Raw genomic sequence first — 23,961 nt, 5'->3', positions numbered from 1 at the left:
AAAAGCACTTTTCATTTCAGGTAGAATATTAACAAGAAATTATTATGAGCAAATCACTCCAAGAACAATTACTCGGCGCCAAACTTATTGATGATAAAAAGGCTAAAAAAATATCTAAACAAGCCCGCAAAGAAAAAAATGTGCAGCGCCGAAGCAAAGAATCCGCACTTAGTGATGCTCAAGCTGCAGCACTAAAAACCCAGCAAGAAAAAGCATTACGTGACACAGCACTTAACCAACAACGTCAAGCAGAGCTAAAAAAGAAAGAAACGGCAGCTCAAATCACTCAAATGATCCAGCACTACCAAATCTCGAAAGAAAAAGGGGATACTGAATATAATTTCACCGATGGAAAAACCATTAAAAAGCTAGTCATTACAAAAACCACCTCCGACGAAATTATTCGCGGCCGCTTATGTATTGCGCGTCAAGGCAGCCAATACGCCATTATTCCCCGCCCTATAGCAGAAAAAATCCGTGAGCGCGACGAAGACATTATCGTGGTATTTAATGCTCTACCCAGCCAGCAAGTCAAAACACTTGAATCTGACGACGATTATTATGCGCAATTTGAAATACCTGACGACTTAGATTGGTAAACGAGAAATACTTAAGAGGTATTGAGTAACTGACAGAAACGCTAGCTAAGACTTTTTTCATTCGAGCTTTAGTTAAATAAATTTTCGGATATTTTTTTATAAAAAATAATTGGGAGCTGCAAAAAGAAACTATTTATTTACCTGCCAAAACGACGCGTTTTCTTTTTTCAGCATAGAGCATATCATCAGCTTGACAGTAATATTCTTGGAAGTTATTTTTGTTGCCACTAGGCACCATAGTTGAAACACCTGCACTCAACGATATTTTTCGCCCGGGATCAATCACCATATTTAGATCAGATATTTTTTGGCAAATAGCATTAACAATTAACATCACCTGCGCATATGAAACGCGAGCTAACACCAATACAAATTCATCGCCGCCAATACGGGCTGCAATATCCCCTGGGCGCCTCGCTTTTTCTTTAAGAATTGTCGCTATTGTTTTCAGACACCGGTCTCCAGCGACATGACCAAACCGGTCATTAAATGGTTTAAAGTGATCAATATCAAAAATAACAAAACTCACTTCATGGCTATCTCGTTTCGCTCGCGACAACTCTTTTGATATTAAGCACTCCAAGCCACGCCGATTATTTAATCCTGTCAGTGGGTCTTCATACGATAAACGCTCTGCCTGTTGAAGCAGCAACTTATTGTCGGTCACACTTTGATGAGAAATTAAATAATGGTTAGGTTGTGCCTTAAGAGGAACAACATGGAAACTGTACCATCGTCTTTCCGCTTTGCTGTGGCACGGATATTCATACGTAAAAAAAGGGGCGTCCTCACGGATAACCCCCTCTAAGCCCTCTAATACCGCTTTTGCATCTTGATTATCACTAGCCGCTGACGACCGACAAACCGATAGGTAATTATATTCTAACCAGCTCGACTGATTACTGGGCATGCCATTATTTTTAGCAAAGCGCTTCCAAGCGTCATTCACGTAACAAATCGAGCCACTACGATCAATGACAGCAAGGTGTGCATCTAACGAATCAAGTATTGAATTTAGCATGTGTTTTATCAGCAAGTTATTAAAGGAGCCTACAAACTCGCCATGAATGTTTTTCATTCGCTAAAACCGACGCATTTTTCTTTAGACACACCGCCTAAAACCGCCATTTTATCCGACGAAATCACATTCAGACTTATTCAGGGGCGCCTAAATATTATTATAAGGCACTGAAAACATACTGGCCGACAAGTCTCATTACCAAAATACGAGCTTTGTTTAACAAGTGCCAATAACCAATTGTTATATTAAATCGCTATTTACAGCATTAATTTCTATCGCATATCTAAAGAACAGGGCGACCCTCAAGAGTTCATTAGGCCAAACAGCGTAATACTGTTTTTTGTCGTTACTTCTGCAACCTGCTGAACACTGCTATTTTTAATGGATGCTAGTGTGCTAGCAACGCGTGTGATCGCTAGAGGAGAGTTAGCTTTCCCCTGCGCACCACTTAAAGGCATATCTGGCGCATCGGTTTCCAGAATCAGCGAGTCGAGTGGCATAGACTCTATCGTTTCAATGGTTTTTCTCGCTCGAGAATAAGTGATACTGCCTCCCACCCCCAAATAAAAGCCCATCTCCCAGTAAGCTTTAGCCAAGGCGACACTTCCCGTAAATCCATGAATGACACCACCGGCTGGCAATGAAAAACGCTTGAGTATGCGTATCGTTTCATTATGCGCATCACGCACATGAACAATAAGAGGTAATCTCAATGACTGCGCCAATGACACATGCTGCTCAAAAATGGCTTCTTGCCTAGCAAGCGGAGCGCTAATACGCTTATCTAAGCCACACTCACCTATCGCCACACAATGGGTATGCTGCAACATAGTTTGCCAGTACTCTATTTCTGGCAACTGATCACGCTCAACCCACCAAGGATGCAGGCCGCACGCACTATATATTCCGGGATACTGTTCACAGATTCCGTTAGCCACCGACCATTGTTTAGGTGTAACACCCGGAATTAATAAGTGACGAATACCTGCCTGCTGACATGACGCCCAAATAGATGAGCGCTCATCATCAAAAACCGCAAAGTCAAAATGACAGTGACTATCGAAAAAATTAGCAAAGACCATGAAATACTACTCGCTCATCATAACGATATAACAGGCTCACTATTACTCTCCAAAAAAAACTTAAAGGGTATATTGGCGAGATAACACTCGACAGCACGGAAACCATTATCGCCGCGACGTCACCCAAAGGGCATTGTGTATTATTTTACCACTCGACCGGCCAGTTTATGTACCACTTAGATCTTGAAGATGTGTGCGGTGTAATTGCATTAAGTGAACCGGCCCACTACTGTCCCACAGTTTGAAATCATAAGACCAACCTCATTTGAGGTTGGTCTTTTTGTTTAGGAGGAGGACTTGGATCAAGTATCTCTCTCAAGGCTTTTCGTTCAAATAAATTGAGTTGGATCACCCGAAGAATGCGCTGCACTGTCCACCCTTTCTTTGCTGAATGCCGAGCAAAAGCGAGTAGTAAATAGGTAATCATTGCTATCCAAATTTGTGTCAATATGGCGTTTTTTGATAAGCCTAAAAACGCTTTGATTTGTAAGTTTTGCTTAATCGCTTTGAAGAATAATTCGACTTGCCAGCGGTCTTTGTAAATGGCAGCAATCGTACTCGCCGCCAGTATTAAATTGTTGGTTAAAAACGTATAGAACTTACCGCTATTTTTGTCTCGGTAGCCTATCCGTCGTAGCGTAGGCGCACCGCGTTTGATGGCGTGAGCACTGCTCAGCTGAATAACTTGATCACTTGAAACGCCTTTCTTTTTGTTGACTTCTCTGCGCTCTAACACGCGGTAAACGGCTTTAGATCGTAGGCGCGTTACGAACGATACACCTTGCTGTGTAAGACTTCCAAACCATTGGTAGTCCACATACCCCTTATCAAAAGCAACAATGCTTCCTTTTGGAAAGGTGAATTCTCTACCTTTAACCATATCATTTTCGTTGCCATCACTCAGTGCGACAAACTCAGGCATCAGTGTTCCATGGTTCAAGCCCACGCTGAGTTTTACATTAGCGGTATCATCTCGATGAGCTGCCCAAGGAAACAGTTTTAGTGAGAGATCAATCGCACTTGCATCCAGTGAATACAATGGATTTTTGAAACGGAATTTGTGCTGGCCGGATTGGTTTTTACAGCGATTCAGTAGTTTATAAAAAAGTGCTTCGTAGAGTTCTGCAGGTTGATTGGCATTTAATCGAGATAGCGTTGATTTTGAAACGGGTTTTGCACCCAAGTGATACAGCTTATCCTGTTGAGATTCTAAATTAGATTGAATATCTCGTAGGCTTTGGCGGCCAGATAGCTGCGACATCGCCATACCAATAAACTGATCCCAGCGAGTGGCCGACCTTAATTTTTGCCCTACATGATGCTTTTTAGCAAGCCCTTCAAATTCATGTCTAGATAATGGTTTTAGTAACTGATGAAATGCGGTGTTATGATGTGACAAAGCCTGAACCCCTTTGTTAGTAATGTTTTCTTCGCAGAATCATTATAACAAGTGAGGTTCAGGCTTTCTTATCTAGATCAAACTGTGGGACAGTAGTGGAACCGGCCTGCTTTTTATTGAGCACTGGCAAAGGGCTTATCTTGCATTGTAAAGCTGGTAAAAAATTATCTATCTTAGAACAGAATAAACATGCTAATACCGCGTGGGACAATCATATGCTGTCGCTATAATTTCACGCTAATTTATGGCCGCATTATATATAACCAAAACAATACATACGACAATAGACATCATGCACTAATGGAGTATTTTTTATTAGCGCTTACTACATCGACATCATTAAAATAATCGCCAATAGGCACTAATAACTCATTGCTATTAGAGTTAAGCTCCTGACCGATCATTTCATCATAAGGGCTTTTATGTGACAAATACATGTTTATTATCGTGTAAGGTTTGAGTATTTTTTGGATAGCAACAACACTACGTCGAACCAATGATTTCTTGGGTGCTTCTAACACATAATACTGCTGCACATCGACTTCTATGACGACACGATACAGCGCTTGTTCCAGAGACTCTAAAATCACTTTATCGATAATGGGGAATCGAGATAAGTCCGCTAATAGAATAGGCTTTTTAATTAGGCTCACAGGCTGTCTCTTTTATTTATTCAGTATATATACTCTTAAAAGATACGTAACCATGGGTAAAAAAGATGAATAACCGCTGACAAATCGAAGATTGTTAACACCAATAAACGAAAAAAATAAACAAGGTCATCATATTGTCACTTGACCTATTCATATTTATGTTCATAATCAGTAGTAACAGCACAACAACCTACGCGGTTTATTTGAGATGGTTTTGGAAGAAAATATTTCAAATAAATAAAAAAGTCACTGCGTTATCCCAGAGGTGTGTCGATTATTTATGATTGACTTTCTGTTGAGTACAATAACAATACCTCAAGCCCGATTACCGGGTGCTCATTTATCGGCCCTGCTTTTCAGTATTTTTCAAAATCTTCAGCACCAATACTCAAGTCTCAAGTACTTTACCGTTCAATATCCAATAGTGAGTCACTCCGTAATTAAAACGAATGACTTCGGCCTTATCTTGCCACCCGACAATTCATCTAATCACTCACGTTGCACACCATACTCTTAGGAGAGCACTTATGGAAAAAGTCTACATTCTCGACACCAACGTACTGCTACATGACCCAATGGCCATTCATGCTTTTGCGGAACATCATGTTGTGATTCCGATGACGGTGCTAGAAGAACTCGATATTATTAAAGATAGACGCGACAAAGAAGTGAGCCGAGAAGCACGCATCGCTATTAATAATATTGAAAAAATTGTCGGTGCAGCAACACCCAAAGAAATACAGAACGGCGTCCCAATTGATACACGAGAACATCAAACCTCTGCAGGAAAGCTATCTATTTACGTCGATCAGCGCATTAAAAATGATGACAACATCCCCTATTTAAGTATTAACACACAACATGCGAATGACAATCGTATCATCAATGTTGCGCTTAATTTACAGTTAGAAAATGCCGGCTCAACCGTATGCCTTGTGACCAAGGATATTAATATGCGGCTAAAAGCTAAAGGCTCTGGCTTACATATTGTCGAAGACTACCGTAACGATAGAGTCATTGATGATGTAGACCTATTAGCCACCGGCTACGAAGAAATCGACGGCGATTTTTGGGCATTTATTGAAAAGAATAATGCCAATAGTAGCACCGCCAATCTAGGTGGCGATACCGTGCACTGCATTGAAAAATCGCTTTTCCCTCATGCTTACCCCACACAGTTTATTATCGATAGCGGAGACTTTATTGGCCTCATTACCGAAATAGATACTCAATATATTCATCTACTAGATTTAAATCGCCAGCATTTAATGAGCCAAAATTATTGGGGAGTTAGACCACGCAATCTAGAGCAAGCCATGAGTTTTTTCTTATTAAACTATGAAGATGCCGACATGACAGTACTGACTGGCCCTGCGGGTTCAGGAAAAACCCTATTAGCACTGGCCTACGGTTTACATGCCATTATTGAAGAAAAGCGTTTTAATAAGCTCATTGTCGCTCGATCAACCACCCCCATGGCTGAAGATATTGGCTTTTTACCCGGCACCGAAGAAGAAAAGATGGCGCCATGGCTGGCCGCTTTTGATGATAACTTAGAGGTGTTACACGGGAGCGATGAACACAGTATGAGCAGTATTGATTACGTCAAAGAAAAGGCCAACATTCAGTTCAAATCCTTAAATTTTATGCGCGGCCGCTCATTTAATAATGCCTACATCATTATTGATGAAAGCCAAGGGCTAACGCAATTCCAACTAAAATCCATTATTACTCGAGTCGGTATGAACTCAAAGATCGTTGTGCTCGGTAACTTGGCACAAATAGACAATAAGTACATTACCCCACTCACATCGGGCTTAACTTACTTGGTCGAAAAGAGCAAAGCATATCCGCACGCAGGTATCATGCATGTTAATGGCATAGAGCGCAGCCGCCTTGCCGAGTTTGCAGAAGAAAACCTTTGACGTAGAGACTAACGAGCCAAACTGCAGACCATAAAAAACCCCGTTGCTACAATAGCAACGGGGTTAATTTACAGGAAGTTGAGTCATTTCAACAATATTCAGCGACGTCCGTCAATCCATGCTTCAGTCCTTTGATGCGTCCAGCGGGTGTAATAATGCAATAAATCGCGACAATGATATGTAAGTATTTACCCTCCACCTATGTGAGATATATCTCACATACCGCCTTTTGCCTTATTCTTCTTCCTCAACCCCTTTTAATGCTCGCAATAAAACGCCCTGTCGCTGCACAATATGCTGAATCAGCGTTTCTCTATTGGAATCCGTCATTTCTGTAAATTCGACCCTGAGATAATAAGATCCGGCTTCAGGCATTGCGTCACAGGCAATGACTTGCCCTAAAGTAACGACATGCTTAGCTGAAGGCCTCAAAAGAAGATCCAGTTCTAGCAGGGTATTTGGCGCTAACGACTCACTCACCGGAAACGCAATACCGCTGGCACTAATGCTGGCTTGATCAATGCGATGACAGGCATGCTGGCTCATCAAATTATCCAGTTCTAGCATCATCAAAATCGCATCTATTTTTTGATTAAGCTGAACCGCTAATTTAGCCACGGCAGGATTATCCGGCTCAACAACAGCAATTTGTTCTTGGATTAATGCATTATGATGATTTAACACACTCATCGTATCTATTCGTTTGGCAGAATCATTCTCTACATCCTCGTCGTTAATAACACGATAGGAAACGCCCAGAGCGTCAACGATTCGAAAGTACCGACGTCGATTATCATGGCTGCTATTCATAGTTAACACTCTTTAAAAAATTTCGTCCGGCTGCAAGTCGAACAGGTAATTAGGATCAATATCCAGATTACGCATAACGTCTTGCCCCTCTTCTTGGATAATCGCTTGATCTTCTTGTGATAAGTCCTCACCAAGACCTTGTCGAATCACAATTTCTACCCGTCGATTTCGTGCTTTATTCTCAGGGGAACTGTTGGCGACCAGTGACTGAGTATCTGCAAAACCTGACACCTCAAAGCGTCTAGGGTCAACATTGCCGTCCATTAATGCCTGAGCAACGGATACCGCTCGCGCCGTTGACAGCTCCCAATTGGAGCGATACCTAGCCGTACTTATTGGGTCGTTATCGGTATGCCCTTGCACCTGTATTTTTCCAGGTTTTTTAAGAACCGCCGTTCGAATATCGTCCATCACATCAAAATAGTCATCATTCATGATATGGGAACCGGATTTAAACGAGCCTTTTTCACGAATGCGCACAATAATTTTTCGGCCATCGGTTTCTATTTCAATTTCTCCGGCGACGATTTGATCACGCAGATCGTTTGCCAATTCACGGGCATCTTCCTGCGTTTCTAAAACCAGCTCTTCTAACTGCTGCTTAATCTTTATCTTTACACCTGCTTCTTTATCAACATCTCCGGCTTCAACGTCATACTCTTCGACTTGCTTAACCTCTAAGCTCATCTGAGTAATATCCGCTGTTTTTTGCCATATTTCATTGATAGGCGTGGGTTCAGGTATCGCTGGGCTAAATTCTTGCGCGATAATACTCGTCCCTTTTGGTACATCTGTAACCTTAAGTTGCGTTTGCACACCAAAAGCTTGCGCCATTGAACCCGCCAAACGCTTAAACTTCATTGCATCCATCTCTGAAAAAGACAGCAACAACACGAAGAAGCACATCAATAACGACATAAGGTCAGCAAAGGTTGCCATCCATGCGGGCAACCCGTCAGGGCATTCGCATTCTTCCTCTTCATCAACCATTAGCGACTATTCCTTCGCTGGCAAATGCCGTTAATAGACAGAATCATGAAAAAAACCATTTATTCTGCAACCTCTCGCTTACCTTCTGGCAAGTAGTTACGCAACATACTATCAATGACTCGTGGGTTCTGACCGTTTTGTATCGCAAGCAAAGCATCGATAACAAGGTTCTTCAGTCGCACATCGTTCTCTGCCTTTAAAGACAGCTTGTCGGCTACCGGCTCACAAAAGGCATTAGCCAAAACCGCACCATAAAGTGTGGTTAACAATGCCACCGCCATTGCCGGGCCGATGGACTTAGGGTCTGACATGTTTGCCAACATCGCCACTAAACCGATCAACGTGCCAATCATCCCCATTGCTGGTGCCATCGCGGCCATATTGGTAAAAATACCCGCGCCCAGTTTGTGCCGTTTTTCTGCTTCGGTTTTTTCTTTTGAAAGAATACCTCTCACCACATCCGGTTCATGGCCATCCACCAGTAATTGAATGCCTTTGCTGAGAAAATCACTACTGACCTCTTTCCCTTCTAACGCTAACAACCCGCCTTTTCTCGCCTCATCGGCTAGGGCAACAATTTCATCAATTAAATCACCTAAATTAGCGTCGCTATTTTTAAAGCTCTTGCCAATCATCTTGCCAAAGCCTAAATACTGCGATAACCCGTATTTCGCCATAACCGCCGTAAACGTACCACCGAATACGATCACTAAGGATGGAATATTAACGAACATCGTAATATCACCACTCAGAATCATCGTGACTGCAATCAATGCGAAAGCCCCAATGATGCCGATCAGCGTTGCTAAATCCACAGTTAACCTCTCATGTAAAGTATTTGGTGTTTTTTTACCCTGCCTTTTTTTAGTCTAGCTGCTATTTTTCATTTCTCCTGTAAAACCTGTAAATTATTCATAGGCTCTGGTAGGGTAAGGGGGTCTTATTAAAGAGTCCGACAACGAGCTATATTATGAGTAAAGAAGAAGCAAGCAAGCAGACACAAACGGTGGACTCACTGAGTTTTGAAGCCTCAATGAATGAATTGGAAGCCCTTGTTGCAGCATTAGAAAATGGCGATCTATCGCTAGAGGAGTCTCTCAGTACGTTCGAGAAGGGTGTGCGACTCACCAAGGCCTGCCAACAACATTTAGCCCAAGCAGAGCAAAAAATTAACGTATTAACCGCATCCGGCGAATCCGCTGAGTTTATTGCCGACCAACATCAAGCATAGCGGCCTGATCAACGACCTTTTTGATGACACCTAGACCAACTATTACCCAGCTACCAACTTAAAAAACAATGACAACAGCGAAGAATTAACACGTGCCCTTTAATCAATTTATCAACCACTGCTGTCAACGCATCGATAAGGCTTTAGAGCAACACCTGAGTCAATTCGATGCACACCCTAAGCTATTAGAAGCTATGCGGTACAGCCTATTCAATGGGGGCAAACGGGTAAGACCGCTGTTAGTCTACGCCAGCGCACAAGCAATAGCCGACATCAACCCTATCACCGAACGTGCCGCCATGGCGATTGAAGCGATCCACGCTTATAGCCTAATACATGATGATTTACCCGCCATGGATGATGACGACTTGCGCAGAGGAAAACCAACCTGCCACATTGCCTTTAATGAGGCTACCGCCATTCTTGCCGGTGATGCACTACAAGCCTTTGCTTTTGATGTACTTAGTGAAGCCGGCAACGACGAGAGCATTGAGCCCAAAACACTGCTTACCATGCTGCACATCCTCAGCCGTTCCAGCGGAGCAAATGGTATGGTGGGAGGGCAATCAATCGATCTAGCGGCCGTCGATCAAACACTCACAATTAATCAGTTAGAAACCATGCACCGCCTTAAAACAGGTGCCTTAATTAGCGCAAGTACACGCCTAGGCGCCTTATCAACGGGTATTGCCTCTGACGACCAATTACAAGCCTTACAGTATTACTCAGATGCCATTGGCTTAGCTTTTCAGGTGCAAGATGACATCCTCGATGTGACATCAGACACGCAAACACTAGGTAAACAGCAAGGTGCCGATGCAGCTCTTAGCAAGCCTACCTATATCGCCTTACTAGGGCTTGAGGCTTCAAAAAAGAAAGCGAAACAACTGCATGAGCAAGCACTGGATGCATTAAGTGGTTTTGACTACCGTGCAGACCACCTGCGCCACTTGTCTGCATACATTGTGAACCGACGTTCGTAAACACTGTTAAAGCCCTTCACAAGCGTCTACAATTGCCGCTTATTTTGTAGGTGATTAGGTGTTTGCATAGAAAACATCATCATCGATTCTTCTGACCCAATGTTGCCTCAGTAAATAACAGCAACCTTGTGATAACGCAGCCCATTACCCTATGTCGATACCGAGCGAAATCCCTTTATTACGTCCAGACACCCCCCTATTGGATACGATTAATTCGCCCGATGATTTACGCTTGCTCGATAAAGACCAACTTGAAACACTTGCAGAGCAAGTACGCACTTACTTACTTTACTGCGTAGGAAAAACAGGCGGGCACTTCGGCGCTGGACTAGGCGTGGTTGAACTGACAATCGCCCTTCACTATATCTACAATACACCCAATGACCGCATTGTTTGGGATGTTGGACACCAAACGTATCCCCATAAGATACTGACAGGTCGCCGTGAACAAATGCTGACGATGCGTCAATACCAAGGCTTATCCGGTTTTCCTAAACGCACAGAAAGTGATTACGACACCTTTGGTGTCGGCCATTCAAGCACCTCGATCAGTGCCGCACTCGGCATGGCAATTGGCAGTGAAATACATGCCGACATTAACCAAGACGAGGCAAGCCAAACGCGGAAACATATTGCGGTTATTGGTGATGGAGCCATGACCGCCGGCATGGCGTTTGAAGCACTCAATCATAGTGCCCACACCGGTAATGACTTGTTGGTTATTCTTAACGATAACAACATGTCGATTTCCCCCAACGTCGGTGGTCTCGCGACCTACTTCTCAAAAATTTGGGCGAGCAAATCCTATAATGCTCTGCGCGAAAATAGTAAGCGCGTACTGACAAAGATACCTCGCGCTTGGGAAATGGCACGTCGTACCGAGGAACACATGAAAGGCCTTGTGTCGCCCGGCACATTATTTGAAGAAATGGGTTTTAACTATGTCGGTCCTATCGACGGCCACGACTTACCCGAGTTAATCAATTACTTCGGCAAGCTCAAAGACATCAAAGGCCCAAAGCTCCTGCATATCATCACCCGCAAAGGCAAAGGGTTTTCACCGGCAGAAGCCGACCCCGTAGGCTATCATGCGCTCAATAAAATAGAGCCAAAAAGTGAAAGCTCACCTGCGCCTGCTACAACGGAACAAACTCAAGCTCCAGCAGCGAAAAAGTACCAAGATATTTTTGGGCAATGGCTCTGTGATATGGCAGCAGCAAGCCCGCAGTTAGTCGGCATTACACCTGCCATGTGCGAAGGCTCTGGCATGGTAAGCTTTGCCGAACAATACCCCACTCGCTATTATGATGTCGCTATTGCCGAGCAACATGCGGTTACCGTCGCTGCAGGTATCGCGTGCGAAGGGCAGAAGCCGGTTGTTGCGATTTACTCGACATTTTTGCAACGCGGCTACGACCAACTCGTTCATGATGTGGCACTACAAAACCTTGACGTCACTTTCGGTATTGATCGCGCTGGAATCGTAGGTGAAGACGGACCAACCCATGCTGGTAGCTTTGATCTCTCTTTCTTGCGCTGCATACCCAATATGGTGATTGCTGCACCCAGTGATGAAGACGAATGCTACCAACTCTTATCCAGTGCTTATCACTATCAAGGGCCTGCGGCTGTACGCTACCCTAGAGGTAAAGGTGTAGGAGCAAACATCACCGTATCGGCTGATCAAACTCACATGCCCGATCAATTGCTCCCTATAGGTAAAGCCAAACGGGTACGCGACGGACAAAACGTGGCGATCTTAAACTTTGGCACGTTGTTACCGGAAGCAGTAAAGGCGGCAGCGAGTATTAATGCGACCGTCTATGATATGCGCTGGGTAAAGCCCTTGGATGAAAATGCGATCACTCAACTGGCACAATCACATAAGCTATTGGTCACCCTTGAAGAAAATGCGATTGCCGGTGGCGCTGGCAGTGGCGTTTGTGAGTTTATCGCTCAACAAGGCATAAACACCCAAGTACTACCACTAGGCTTACCCGACACTTTTATCGATCATGGCAAGCGCGAGAAAATTTTAGAAGGCATTGGCCTAAGTGCTGAGGGAATACTTGCCAGCATCACCTCTAAAATAGCGTAAAGGCTGTCGATAAAAGATTCTCGGTAAACAAGTACAGTCCACACTCTCGTAACAGACGACTATACTTTTCTTGTTCATAAGCCAACGAGCCTTTTTATGCCGTACATCGCGCCTTTTATTGTCTTAACCTGCCTACTTTTTACCTTACCTAGCCATGCTGATTATCGTTTCATTAATATCAAAAAAGGGCAATTTGTTATTATTGACGAGAACGACCAGCGCTTAGTGACGATCAACACTCTCGGCTTTAAAAAAGGCTGGCAGTGGATGGGAGTTAGCGAGGCAGAAAAAACAGATGCCACTGATGAGCAGTCATTAGCTAACTATCAATATGATTACCTGTTAGACAAAGGCAATATCCGATGGATGATGGATGTTGAAACCAAGGCTGGCACGGTCATTTTCGACCATCATTTATCGAGCAAGCGCAGCATCCCTCTCACATACATTGCGTTTGCCGTCGAACCTGAAAAAGTACTTGAAGGCGGATACCTTATCGCAACTGATGTACACAATAAGCGTCATAGACTTCCCTTCCCTCTAAAACCGACACGCAACAGCGATATAGTCGAGCTAGAGTATTTTAATAGCGATCATCACTCTGTATTAACCATTCAGTTTCCCAACACCATCAACATTCACCATCACGGCGCATCAAGAATTAATCTGACGGGCGATGTTATAGAACCAACAAGCCCGCAACAACATCGCTTAGTGTTCTCAGCCAAACACGCCATCCAGTTCTACCAACGAAACACCGATGTCCCCTTACAGACTTCACATGAGCACTGGTTTCCATTTACGCCTAAAGATAACGTAGCACAGGGCGAAATTGGTATGGCTGACTGGTTAGCACCCATTACATCGCCTCTTGTATCGCGCGGGGATAAAATATTCGCCGGGCAGAAGGAATACAAAGCATGGGGTACCAATGTGGAGTACTTTCAAAACGCACCGAAAAAAAAGGATGCCGAAAAACGTACCGCACTGTTTGCAAAATATGGCATTAACGATGTACGACTGCACAAACTCAGTAATCATGGCTGGGAAGGCATTGGCTCTGACAAAAAATCTAGCGAATACGACCCTGAAAAATTACAACGATTTGATTATTGGCTATCACTGCTGAAACAGCCTGGCATACGTTACGGATTTTCGCCGATTTGGGATCTTCGCGTTTACGAGGGTGATCGCTCCTCTGTTATGGACTACGACGAAATTGTCAGTGCCAATCCTAAAAAACCTGTCACTACCGGCCTTGTTTGGTTCGCCGAAGATATTCAACAATTACATATCGACACCATAATCAACTTACTCAATCATAAAAACCAGTATACCCAACAACGCTATGCAGAAGACCCTGCTCTCAGCTATATCGAAATACAAAATGAAGAAAACGCATTCTTTTATAAATTCATGGGCGATGTCAAAAAATTTCCTCGTTACCAACGCCTGTTAGCACAGCAGTTTAGCGAATGGCTAACAAAAAAATATCGCGACCATTCCGGTCTCGTGTCTGCATGGGGCGGATCTGCTATTGATACCTTTAGCAATGAGGGCGGATTTCCTAACGAAAACTTAGCGGATAAAAATATTCTACCTATTACAAACCCTTGGCTTCACGACAACCATTCCACAAGAGGATACCGATCAAAACGACTGCAAGATACTGCAGAATTTTTATTTTTAAAACAACAGCACTATTACAAAAAAATAAAGCGAGCCATTCGAGACACTGGTTTCAAGGGGCTCATTGTGGCGGGAAATTGGCAAGCAGGAAATACCGGAGCACACTTTTTAAATTTACTTAATGATGCTGAAACCGGTGTTGTTGACAGACATAATTATCAAGGAGGAGCAAAAGGCAGCCCCAATCATCACATGAAATCAGGATTTACTTTAGCCGAAAATGATATGCTTCACAGACCCGGCAGTGGCTTGCTATCAACAGGCATGCAACAAGTCTCTGGCCGCCCTTTTATGTTTAGCGAATGGTTATCGGTACTGCCTTCCGAGTGGGCTGCGGCTGACAATACAATTATTGCTGCCTATGGTTTTGGCTTACAAGGCTGGGATATGAGTTATCAGTTTGCAAGTAATGGCGTCGCTTTTAGTGATACGTTAAACCCTGCCGACTATAAATTTAATAACCTAACACCTGTAGGCTTAGGCTTATTTCCTGTACTTAGCCGCATGGTGCTGAGACAAGATATTAAAGAAGCCGAACCTATTGCTATTCGTCGCCTCAGTCAGCAGCAAGCAATCACTAATCGTTATGATTTTACGCATTCAACAGAGCATAAAGGAGACAACAAATCATTTAGCGGAACCCCCAGTCATTACGCATTAGCTGCAGGAAAAATACTCGTTGAATTTACTCAACAAGACGGCACATCAACGATCATTCCATGGAAAAAAGATTACCTACGCACACAAAGCGACGGCAAAAAAGTGATCACCTCATCAACAAAGCAACTTAAATGGTCTTATTATGACGATAAGAGTCAAGGATTAGTAGAAATTAATAGCGCCGGAACACAGGGTATCGCTGGCTTTTCAGAGCAAAAAAAATATCTATTTAATGATATAAGTATTGAACCAAAATCACCGTACTCCGTCATTCTTGCGACGGCAAAATCACCTAACAACACACTACTATCTGACAACCAAGCCATTATTGTCGCCATTGCCAGAGCCCATAATACCGGTATGAATATGATTGGCGACTTATTAGTGAATGCCGGTGAAGCACCCGTGATACTAGAACCAGTAAAAGCCAACATTAACCTGCAGCGAGACGCTGTAATCCATATACTGGATCATGACGGCATAAAAACCGGCAAAACGTTACCATTAAAAGAAAACAAGTTTTTTATTGACACTGCGAGAGATAAAACAATTTATTATCTTATTGAATTTTTAGAAAAAGAGTAAAATCAGGAAATAACCGTGCAGCCACGGTTATTTTTTGTAGTTAAGCCAGCGCTTAGTTTTCAGGCAAGCACTTATTCTAAGTCCAAAAAATAACTATAAAAATTCGTGTCTTTTTTATAGCCCAACGATTCATATAAACCTTGGGCTGTCGTATTATCTATAGCCGTTTGCAAGCCAACACCTTTAACGCCAGATTCATTTGAAAAGTTTTTAACTTCACCAAGCAATAACTTTCCTATGCCTAAACCCCGCGACACTTCATTGACATAAAGATCATTAAGAATCCATGTTCGCCTAGCCGACACCGAAGAAAACGAAGGATAAAGCTGTACAAAACCCAATAATTGCTCACCCTCTTTCGCAAGAAAAATAACGGATTCATTGTTTCTTAATCGCTCACCAATAAAATATTCAGCCAACTCTACATTACTAGATTGCTGGTAAAAAATACGGTATTGATTAAAAATCACCGCTATTTCTGCTACGTCATTCAATGTCGCTTGAGTGATCGTTACTGACATCATTAACATCCTATTAAATATTTGGTACTTTTGAATAAGTCATACATGATTTTTCAGCGATTACACTTAAAAATCATCCGATGCTTTCAACGGAATAAACAACATACGCATAGCTGCTATAGAAAACAACACCGCCAAAAATCCATCAAAAAACACCTGCAAGCGACAATAAACACGCTGAGCCGACACTGTAGAAAACAAAAAGGCATAAGATAAAAACACAATAATGCCAATTAAACTACAGCCAAACACAACCACAAACATGTATTGACTCGACGCTGACGCAGGCACAGAAAATGTCACAATAGACAACCAGACAAAAATCGCTTTGGGGTTGGTTAGATGTAATAAGAGACCGCGAACAAATAAGCGCTGATACACATTGTTATTTCGATTGATAGACGCGCCACTATTCTCAGGGCTTATATTCAACTTTTTATTTAAAGAAGCAGTAAAAAACGCAGAGCGTGCTGATTGATAAGCCAGCCACAATAAATAAAACCCCGCTGCTATTTTCATGGCATACAGCAATGAGACATAATGAGTTAGCACTGTAGATAAGCCAAAAGCCGCTAAAACACCCCAAAAACCAGAGCCTAAAATAATGCCCAACGCAAGCATCATCGCAGGTCGCCGACCAGATGACATGGCAACACCCATAATGGCTAAATTACTAGGGCCCGGACTAGCAACACCTAAAAAATAGATCATAAATGCGATAACTATTTGAGAAGAAAAGACGATGTCCATAGCGATACTCTACATCTATACTCTACTAGCACTCTTAAGTGATATTGTTTTTGAAAAAATGTTTAAGGAGCCTCTGAACAGCTTATCGATGCCTTAATGCGGCTTTAACAAGACTAAAATCACCCGCTAAAAAATTTAGTAGCACGGGCTCAACGTCATCCATTGATACATTATTAACCCACGCTGACTCACAATGAACAACCAAGTGTAGCGCGCTTTCAAATTGTTGCCGTGAAAAGGCAAACGAGCCCTTCACTATTTTTTGATGCCGAATCAGCTCTGACATATTAAGCTCAAACATTGGGGATGAAAAACCTAAAAATACACAAATAGCGTTCTTCTTCGTTATAGCTATCGCCATAGATCGAGTCGCCTCAGACCCCACTGTATCAAACACCACATCGAAAGCGTCATACAAAGAAGTGCTGCGCAAAAGAGGCGCAACGCCTTGAGCATTACTTTCTTCTTGAGGTTCATCAGCCACCTGACTGATTACCGATGTTGCACCTAAACTACGCGCGGCGGCTTGGCGTGATAACGATGATTCAATCACTGTGATATTTTTACATCCCATGGCTTTTGCACAAGCGACTAACCCCAAACCTAATCCACCTGCCCCAACAATAGCCACCGATGAGTTTGCAGTAGCCTCCGATATTTCCCATGCATTGATTGAGTTCGCAAAAGGCTCAATAAATATTGCCTGCTCCCATGAAAGCCCATCTGGTAGAGGCACTAGGCTATTGGTAGGTGCCGACACATATTCAGCGAAACCGCCATCTGTCTGCACACCAATCAGCGACCACTGATCACAAAGCGACGTTTGCCCAGCTAAGCAATAAGTGCAGCCCCCACAACCCGATAAAGGATATATGGCAACACGCTCTCCACCTTCAATCATGCCTACAATGCCATGCCCCATAATACTCGGCAGCGATCGAATACCCGGATGATTAAAACCTTGGTACTCACTACCACCAATACCAGCAGCCACAACAGAAACCAAGGTATGATCCGATGGTAACTCTGGCAGGCTAATTTCGCGCTCGACTAAATTTCGAGCCTGCTCTAAGACAAGTGCTTTCATGGTATGCCTTTCTTTTTTAAGTAACGTTTGCTTTGAAGGGTAATACTTTTCGTCGCCTCAGCTAAGAGAAGTTAAACTCCATTACAAACACTATATATCATTCCTAATGCTTTCAAGTGAGGTTACACGTGACATTAACAGCTTAAGGTCGGCACTCGGATAGCTGTCTAGCTCTGTTTGAATAAAGTTGATTATGTCTGGTATATCACTATCGTTCTTGACAAAAATATACTTTATATCTTTCGGCGTAAATCTAATGGTACAGTGCTCTTTCGTTAATTCATTATTTTTATTGGCTAGCTCTTCATTTTCAAAATCTGCACGCTTTAGATAATCTTGAATTTTTTCATTTTTGGGCACATATCTCCATTCGGACTCTTGATGAAATTCTTTTGGTACAAATTCACCTCCTATAACCATATTTCCATCAGTAGGCTTTGCATGAGCTAGCAAGTATCTAACTGATTTTTTCGCTTCATTTTTTGCAGCTTTTTCTAAGTTGTATGCAAGATCTATAATTTTACGATATGAATTGGGAATATGGTTATTTGAGGCCACATAAAGAATAGGCGTTAGCTTATTAGCTTCAGCCCATTCCTTAGATAAACCGACGCCAAATTCGCCATAAAAATTCACATGTTCATCTACTCTTGATATGGGAATATCACAAAAACAAACCATAGGATATGCAATAAAATCAAACTCTTTGTACCTTAGCCAAGCAACATCTTCTAGGCAATATCGAGGCCAAAATCCATTCTTGATTATGAGCTTTAATGTTTCATTGTTCTTTGTAAAATGAAACAATGTATGTGATTTAGGATTCAATTCGATTTCCTTTTGATAGCTAACTGCACTAATAAAAAACATCTAAGAATGTAATGAATATATTTTGCATAAACGCCTAAACACTATCTTCCTTATTTCACCAAGCGATTTTCAATCAATTCATCAACAACTGACGGATCAGCTAACGTAGAGGTATCACCCAAGCTATCAATTTCATTGGTGGCGATTTTACGTAAGATACGGCGCATAATTTTACCGGAGCGTGTTTTCGGTAGACCCGGCGCCCACTGAATTAAATCGGGTTTTGCGATGGGGCCAATTTGCTGCACACACAAACCAATAAGTTCTTTTTTGATAGCATCGCTCGGCTCTTCGCCATTCATCAAGGTGACGTAGGCATAAATACCTTGCCCTTTAATATCATGGTCATAACCTACTACGGCCGATTCGGCGACTTTTTCGTGTAGCACCAAGGCACTTTCAATCTCGGCAGTACCTAAACGGTGGCCGCTTACGTTAAGCACATCATCCATACGACCGGTAATCCAGTAATAACCATCGGCATCGCGACGCGCACCGTCGCCAGTAAAATAGTAACCGGGATAGGTTGTAAAATACGTATCGATTAATCGCTGGTGATCACCATAAACGCTACGAATTTGGCTGGGCCACGATGCCTTAATCACCAAACTACCGGCACCTTCGCCTTCAATTTCTTGTGCGTTTTCATCTAATAGTGCAGGCTGAACACCAAAAAATGGCAACGTGGCTGAACCGGGTTTTAACGCGGTGGCTCCCGGTAATGGCGTTAGCATATGCGCGCCGGTTTCGGTTTGCCACCACGTATCAACAATCGGACAACGCTCTTCACCGACAATCTTGTGATACCACTGCCACGCCTCGGGGTTAATCGGTTCACCGACGGTTCCTAGAATGCGCAAACTTTTGCGCGACGTGTTAGTTACCCATTCATCACCCGCACCCATCAAAGCACGAATGGCGGTTGGCGCTGTGTAAAAAATCGCTACGTTATGCTTATCAACAATATCCCAACAACGCGATGCACTCGGGTAGGTTGGCACGCCTTCAAACATTAACGATGTCGCGCCATTGGCCAGTGGGCCATACACAATATAAGAATGCCCTGTCACCCAGCCCACATCGGCGGTACACCAATACACTTCACCTTCTTGATAATCAAACACATATTTGTGAGTCATCGCCGCCTGTAGCAAGTAACCGGCTGTTGTGTGCAGCACCCCTTTTGGCTTACCGGTAGAACCTGATGTGTATAAAATAAATAAGGGGTCTTCGGCATCCATCGCTTCTGGTGCACAATCGGTATCTGCAGCGGCAACGGCTTCGCCATACCAAACATCACGGTTATCATCCCACTGCACATCGCCACCGGTACGCTTAACCACCAAACAAGTATGCACATTAGAGCAGCCGGCCAAGGCTTTATCGGCATTCTTTTTGAGAGGCACATGCTTACCACCGCGCACCCCCTCGTCGGCAGTAATAACGACTTGGCAATCAGAATTCACAATACGGTCACGTAAAGCATCGGGAGAAAAACCACCAAATACAATCGAGTGAACCGCACCGATACGCGCACACGCCAACATGGCATAGGCGGCTTCTGGAATCATCGGTAGATACAAACACACACGATCGCCTTTTTTCACGCCGCGCGCTTTTAACACATTGGCTAAACGACAAACTGATTCATGTAAGGCGGCATAAGTAATGTGCTGATCGTCTGTTGGGTCATCGCCCTCCCAAATAATCGCGGTTTGATTGGCACGTTCGGGTAAGTGGCGATCAATGCAATTTTCGCTGACATTTAATTGGCCGCCATCAAACCAACGGGCCAACCCTTTATGCATATCCGATTCACATACACTCGTCCACGGCTGTTGCCACGTTAGAAATTGCGTGGCTTGCTCTGCCCAAAAAGTATCAGGGTCGTTGATCGATTGCTCATAAAGCGTACGATAGCTTTCTTGATCAATATGTGCGCTTGCTTTAACAGTATCTGAAACGGGATAAACAGAAGACATAGTATTTCCTGAGAGTGGTCTGTAAAAAAATATTATTTTTGAGGTGCTAGCGTACTAAGTTAATCGCTATATCTCAATGACCACACTACCTTACTTTCGTTAAATAATCGTTACATATACATACCCACTGAGAAAACCAATAACAAGCGTGATGCCTATCACAAAACAGACTTAATCTTAGAAACAAAACCTCAGTACGATGAACAAACAAAATGATCACAATGTTGCAATAAGTGACTAATTTTTTCATAACCTTGAGCATCTGCATGATACAAAGCCGTACGCCCAAATTTATCCTTGATATTTTTATCGGCGCCCGCTTGCAAGAGCGCTTTAACAATTGTTTGATATGGCTCAGAGCCATCCCCCAAAACAACAGCCTCTAAGAGTGCTGTCCAGCCAAGATTATTTTGACGATCAACTAATGCTCCAGCGGCAATTAATGCATTCACAATCTCGACCTGCCCTTCTGCTGAAGCATAGATCAATGCCGACCCCTGATAACTCGGCGTAAACCTATTAACATAAATACCTGCATCAATTGCTTTTAGGCCGAGCGAGGGAGATTGTATTTTGACCGCCGTATTAAGCAAATCACGATCTCTAGCATTGAGCGCGTTAATATTTGCACCATGCGCCAACAATAGATCAAACAGCTCCCAGTCATGCTGTACACCAGCGATAAGCAAAGGCGTATTTCCCTCGTTATCAACCGCCTCCAAATGAACAAAACGACGATGAAGCAGCGTTCGAGCAGACTCAATATCACCCTGCTTAACCCATGCAATAAGTTCTTTACTGCCCCCGTAGGAACAGGAAGCCATTAATAACAAGCTAGACAACACTATTAGCTTAAGGATTACTACCCGCACACACCTCTTCATCATAAACCTCATAACACTCACCATAAATATTAACTCGCATACATGATATAAACAGTTAACCATGGCTAGGGGCTGATAATAAAAATCAGGATTGAATCAGGTTTTTAAGATATGATTTGTTGAGTAAATAAGTGAGTAGCATATGAAAATATTGCTTGTTGAAGATGATCAAAGTATCGCCGATGGCATTATCCGAAAAATACGTAGTACCGGTATCGAGGTTGAGCATAGTGCAACTATTCAGTCTGCTCGTGTTGCGGCAACCGATCACACGGTTGGCTTATTAATTCTCGATTTAGGCTTGCCCGATGGAGATGGGCTATCCTTCCTTTCCGATTTACGTCGACAGTCAATCGATTTTCCCGTCATGGTATTAACCGCCAGAGACGAACCCAAGGCCGTTGTACTAGGCCTCGATAGTGGAGCTGATGACTACCTTGTAAAACCTTTCGACATGGATGAGCTAATTGCACGCGTCAGAGCGTTATTACGTCGTAAAATGGGGCGAACAGCGCCGAGCATTGTTTACCAACACCTCGTGCTTGATCCTGCATCCATTCAAGTGTACGTAAATGATCAACCAACCTCTTTATTGCTTAGTCACTTTCGCTTATTGCAGTACTTACTTGAATCACAGGGACAGGTAAAAACAAAACAACAAATTATTGATGCACTTTATCGCTGGGATAAGGAAATCGAAGAAAACACTATCGAAGTGTATGTTTCACAACTGAGAAAAAAACTGTGGCCCAAGCTAATAAAAACTATTCGCGGCGTTGGTTATCTAATACCAAAACTGCAGAACAATCATTAAGAACGCGCTTACTCATACGCATAAGCTGCTTATTTTTAATCGTATGGATCACCACGACAATAACGACAAAACTTCTTGTTAAAGAAGGCTCAAGAAATTATATTTACGAACACACACAACAATCTGCATCGCATTGGGTAAACATTCTTTCTCACCAAAAAATAGACGCCCTTTCGCTATCCGAATCAGGTGATCAATTTACTACGATATGGCAAGATAACAATATCGTTATCGATCAAAACATTCTCCACTTAAAAAAGCCTACAAGAACAGAAACATACCTTCATGAGCACGACAATAAAAGATGGATTATTAGCACACATTGCCAGCACAATACATGCGCCGCTGTCGGCTTTAAAGATTCCGAAAGACGCCATGCCGCGCGTCGCCTCGTCGCCTCAATATCCATTCCTTTATTACTTATTTTTTTAGCCACAACCGCAGGAATTTATTTTTCGATTCGATCTGGCCTAAGGCCACTAAATGAATTAGCAACCGCCGTATCTAATTTACCCGAAAACACACAAGACACTGTGCACGAAAAAGTGACAACAAAAGAATTAATTCCTTTGGTAAAAGCAATCAACCAACTTATTCATAACTTGCGCAATCAATTAGAAAAAGAAAGACAATTTTTAGACACCTGCTCTCACGAGATAAGAACACCTATTACAGCGCTTATCGCACAAATACAGAGTGTAAACTTTGAAGAAAGCTCGCAAAAATTATCACATATTAAAAAATCAGCACTTAGAACCATTAGGGTAGCAAACCAAGTAATTAGCCTTGCCAAAAATAGAAATCGGCAATTAACACAAAAAGACAATAGCATTTTTGACATTTGCGAGCTAACTCGATTAATCATTTCTGACCTATTAAACACTGACCAGCATATCAACATCACTATGCAAGGAGAAAATAATTTAACCGTAGATGCCGATCCACTGGCAATAGAAGTCTTATTAAGAAACATTATTGACAATGCATTTAAATATGGAAAAAACAATAAAAAAATCGGCACTATCCTCATCAATATCAATCAAATAGACAGAGACACTATCATTTCGATAGAAGACAGCGGATATGGCGTTAATGATAGTGAAAAAAAATACTTGCTTGAAAAGTTTTACCGAGGGAAAGACAATCAATCAGATGGTGCGGGGCTAGGCCTCAGCATTGCTCATGCTATTGTAGAGGCATATCATGGAAAAATTTTATTAGAAGATAGCATTGCACTGGGTGGATTAAAAATTACGTTAACACTAACAAATATCCAACATATTCTACCTCCAATAAATACGATAAAAACCAAATAAGCACTCAAAAAT

Annotated in this window: 22 protein-coding genes; 9 read left to right on the top strand and 13 right to left on the bottom strand. The window is 42.7% G+C overall.

Annotation, left to right across the window (positions count from 1 at the left end; translation table 11 throughout):
* The first annotated feature begins 44 nt into the window (after positions 1-44).
* Complete coding sequence (locus ACZ5O6_RS01520; protein ID WP_447092174.1) at positions 45-599, top strand: DUF2058 domain-containing protein; 555 nt, start codon at positions 45-47, stop codon at positions 597-599.
* A 133-nt stretch (positions 600-732) separates the two neighbouring features.
* Here the strand turns inward: ACZ5O6_RS01520 and ACZ5O6_RS01515 are convergent, their stop codons facing one another.
* Complete coding sequence (locus tag ACZ5O6_RS01515; RefSeq protein ID WP_447092173.1) at positions 733-1,677, bottom strand: sensor domain-containing diguanylate cyclase; 945 nt, start codon at positions 1,675-1,677, stop codon at positions 733-735.
* 245 nt (positions 1,678-1,922) lie between these two features.
* Positions 1,923-2,702: a TatD family hydrolase gene (locus tag ACZ5O6_RS01510; RefSeq protein ID WP_447092172.1), complete on the bottom strand. Its 780-nt coding sequence runs from the start codon at positions 2,700-2,702 to the stop codon at positions 1,923-1,925.
* A gap of 41 nt (positions 2,703-2,743) precedes the next feature.
* Here ACZ5O6_RS01510 and ACZ5O6_RS01505 point away from each other — a divergent pair, with 41 nt between their 5' ends.
* Positions 2,744-2,947, top strand: a complete 204-nt coding sequence (locus tag ACZ5O6_RS01505) for a DUF1513 domain-containing protein (protein ID WP_447092288.1) — start codon at positions 2,744-2,746, stop codon at positions 2,945-2,947.
* 2 nt (positions 2,948-2,949) lie between these two features.
* Here ACZ5O6_RS01505 and ACZ5O6_RS01500 read toward each other — a convergent pair whose 3' ends face one another.
* Together ACZ5O6_RS01500 and ACZ5O6_RS01495 are read right to left on the bottom strand one after the other, a co-directional pair.
* Positions 2,950-4,101, bottom strand: coding sequence for an IS4 family transposase (locus ACZ5O6_RS01500; protein WP_447093036.1), 1,152 nt, complete (start codon positions 4,099-4,101; stop codon positions 2,950-2,952).
* Positions 4,102-4,391: 290 nt separating this feature from the next.
* On the bottom strand, positions 4,392-4,754 hold the full coding sequence (locus ACZ5O6_RS01495; RefSeq protein WP_447092893.1) for a DUF6482 family protein: 363 nt from the start codon (positions 4,752-4,754) through the stop codon (positions 4,392-4,394).
* Positions 4,755-5,281: 527 nt separating this feature from the next.
* On the opposite strand from ACZ5O6_RS01495, the gene ACZ5O6_RS01490 reads away from it, so the two are divergent.
* Entirely contained in the window at positions 5,282-6,679 is a 1,398-nt protein-coding gene (locus ACZ5O6_RS01490; RefSeq protein WP_447092894.1) for a PhoH family protein, read from the top strand.
* 234 nt (positions 6,680-6,913) lie between these two features.
* Here ACZ5O6_RS01490 and ACZ5O6_RS01485 read toward each other — a convergent pair whose 3' ends face one another.
* From ACZ5O6_RS01485 to pomA, 3 genes are read right to left on the bottom strand one after another with little or no spacing between them, the layout of a single operon-like run.
* Entirely contained in the window at positions 6,914-7,489 is a 576-nt protein-coding gene (locus tag ACZ5O6_RS01485; protein ID WP_447092895.1) for a PilZ domain-containing protein, read from the bottom strand.
* 12 nt (positions 7,490-7,501) lie between these two features.
* Entirely contained in the window at positions 7,502-8,479 is a 978-nt protein-coding gene (locus ACZ5O6_RS01480) for a flagellar motor protein MotB (protein ID WP_447092896.1), read from the bottom strand.
* A 59-nt stretch (positions 8,480-8,538) separates the two neighbouring features.
* Entirely contained in the window at positions 8,539-9,294 is a 756-nt protein-coding gene (gene pomA / locus ACZ5O6_RS01475) for a flagellar motor protein PomA (RefSeq protein WP_447092897.1), read from the bottom strand.
* Positions 9,295-9,449: 155 nt separating this feature from the next.
* Here pomA and ACZ5O6_RS01470 point away from each other — a divergent pair, with 155 nt between their 5' ends.
* From ACZ5O6_RS01470 to ACZ5O6_RS01455, 4 genes are all read left to right on the top strand, one after another.
* Entirely contained in the window at positions 9,450-9,710 is a 261-nt protein-coding gene (locus tag ACZ5O6_RS01470) for an exodeoxyribonuclease VII small subunit (RefSeq protein WP_447092898.1), read from the top strand.
* A 92-nt stretch (positions 9,711-9,802) separates the two neighbouring features.
* Positions 9,803-10,693, top strand: coding sequence for a (2E,6E)-farnesyl diphosphate synthase (ispA, locus tag ACZ5O6_RS01465; protein ID WP_447092899.1), 891 nt, complete (start codon positions 9,803-9,805; stop codon positions 10,691-10,693).
* 157 nt (positions 10,694-10,850) lie between these two features.
* A complete protein-coding gene (dxs, locus tag ACZ5O6_RS01460; protein ID WP_447092927.1) occupies positions 10,851-12,791 on the top strand; it encodes a 1-deoxy-D-xylulose-5-phosphate synthase in 1,941 nt (646 codons plus the stop codon).
* A gap of 96 nt (positions 12,792-12,887) precedes the next feature.
* Positions 12,888-15,725 carry a hypothetical protein gene (locus tag ACZ5O6_RS01455; protein WP_447092900.1) on the top strand — a complete coding sequence of 946 codons (2,838 nt, stop codon included), beginning with the start codon at positions 12,888-12,890 and terminating at the stop codon, positions 15,723-15,725.
* A 71-nt stretch (positions 15,726-15,796) separates the two neighbouring features.
* On the opposite strand, the gene ACZ5O6_RS01450 is transcribed toward ACZ5O6_RS01455, so the two are convergent.
* The 6 genes from ACZ5O6_RS01450 to ACZ5O6_RS01425 form a co-directional block, all read right to left on the bottom strand.
* Complete coding sequence (locus ACZ5O6_RS01450; RefSeq protein ID WP_447092901.1) at positions 15,797-16,249, bottom strand: GNAT family N-acetyltransferase; 453 nt, start codon at positions 16,247-16,249, stop codon at positions 15,797-15,799.
* A 63-nt stretch (positions 16,250-16,312) separates the two neighbouring features.
* Positions 16,313-16,996, bottom strand: coding sequence for a LysE family translocator (locus tag ACZ5O6_RS01445; protein ID WP_447092902.1), 684 nt, complete (start codon positions 16,994-16,996; stop codon positions 16,313-16,315).
* Positions 16,997-17,078: 82 nt separating this feature from the next.
* A complete protein-coding gene (locus ACZ5O6_RS01440; RefSeq protein WP_447092903.1) occupies positions 17,079-18,083 on the bottom strand; it encodes a zinc-dependent alcohol dehydrogenase in 1,005 nt (334 codons plus the stop codon).
* A 90-nt stretch (positions 18,084-18,173) separates the two neighbouring features.
* Positions 18,174-18,911 carry an abortive infection system antitoxin AbiGi family protein gene (locus ACZ5O6_RS01435; RefSeq protein ID WP_447092904.1) on the bottom strand — a complete coding sequence of 246 codons (738 nt, stop codon included), beginning with the start codon at positions 18,909-18,911 and terminating at the stop codon, positions 18,174-18,176.
* 92 nt (positions 18,912-19,003) lie between these two features.
* A complete protein-coding gene (acs, locus tag ACZ5O6_RS01430; RefSeq protein ID WP_447092905.1) occupies positions 19,004-20,935 on the bottom strand; it encodes an acetate--CoA ligase in 1,932 nt (643 codons plus the stop codon).
* Between the two features lie 191 nt (positions 20,936-21,126).
* A complete protein-coding gene (locus tag ACZ5O6_RS01425) occupies positions 21,127-21,759 on the bottom strand; it encodes an ankyrin repeat domain-containing protein (protein ID WP_447092906.1) in 633 nt (210 codons plus the stop codon).
* Between the two features lie 202 nt (positions 21,760-21,961).
* Here ACZ5O6_RS01425 and ACZ5O6_RS01420 point away from each other — a divergent pair, with 202 nt between their 5' ends.
* Together ACZ5O6_RS01420 and ACZ5O6_RS01415 are read left to right on the top strand one after the other, a co-directional pair.
* Positions 21,962-22,633 carry a response regulator transcription factor gene (locus tag ACZ5O6_RS01420; RefSeq protein WP_447092907.1) on the top strand — a complete coding sequence of 224 codons (672 nt, stop codon included), beginning with the start codon at positions 21,962-21,964 and terminating at the stop codon, positions 22,631-22,633.
* Positions 22,564-23,949, top strand: coding sequence for a sensor histidine kinase (locus ACZ5O6_RS01415; protein ID WP_447092908.1), 1,386 nt, complete (start codon positions 22,564-22,566; stop codon positions 23,947-23,949). Before ACZ5O6_RS01420 ends, ACZ5O6_RS01415 begins: the two co-directional genes overlap by 70 nt.
* Positions 23,950-23,961 lie beyond the last annotated feature (12 nt).

This window comes from Eionea flava, from assembly GCF_055393785.1.
Note: the sequence above shows the minus strand (reverse complement) of the source record. Positions and strands in the feature narration are given on the sequence as shown.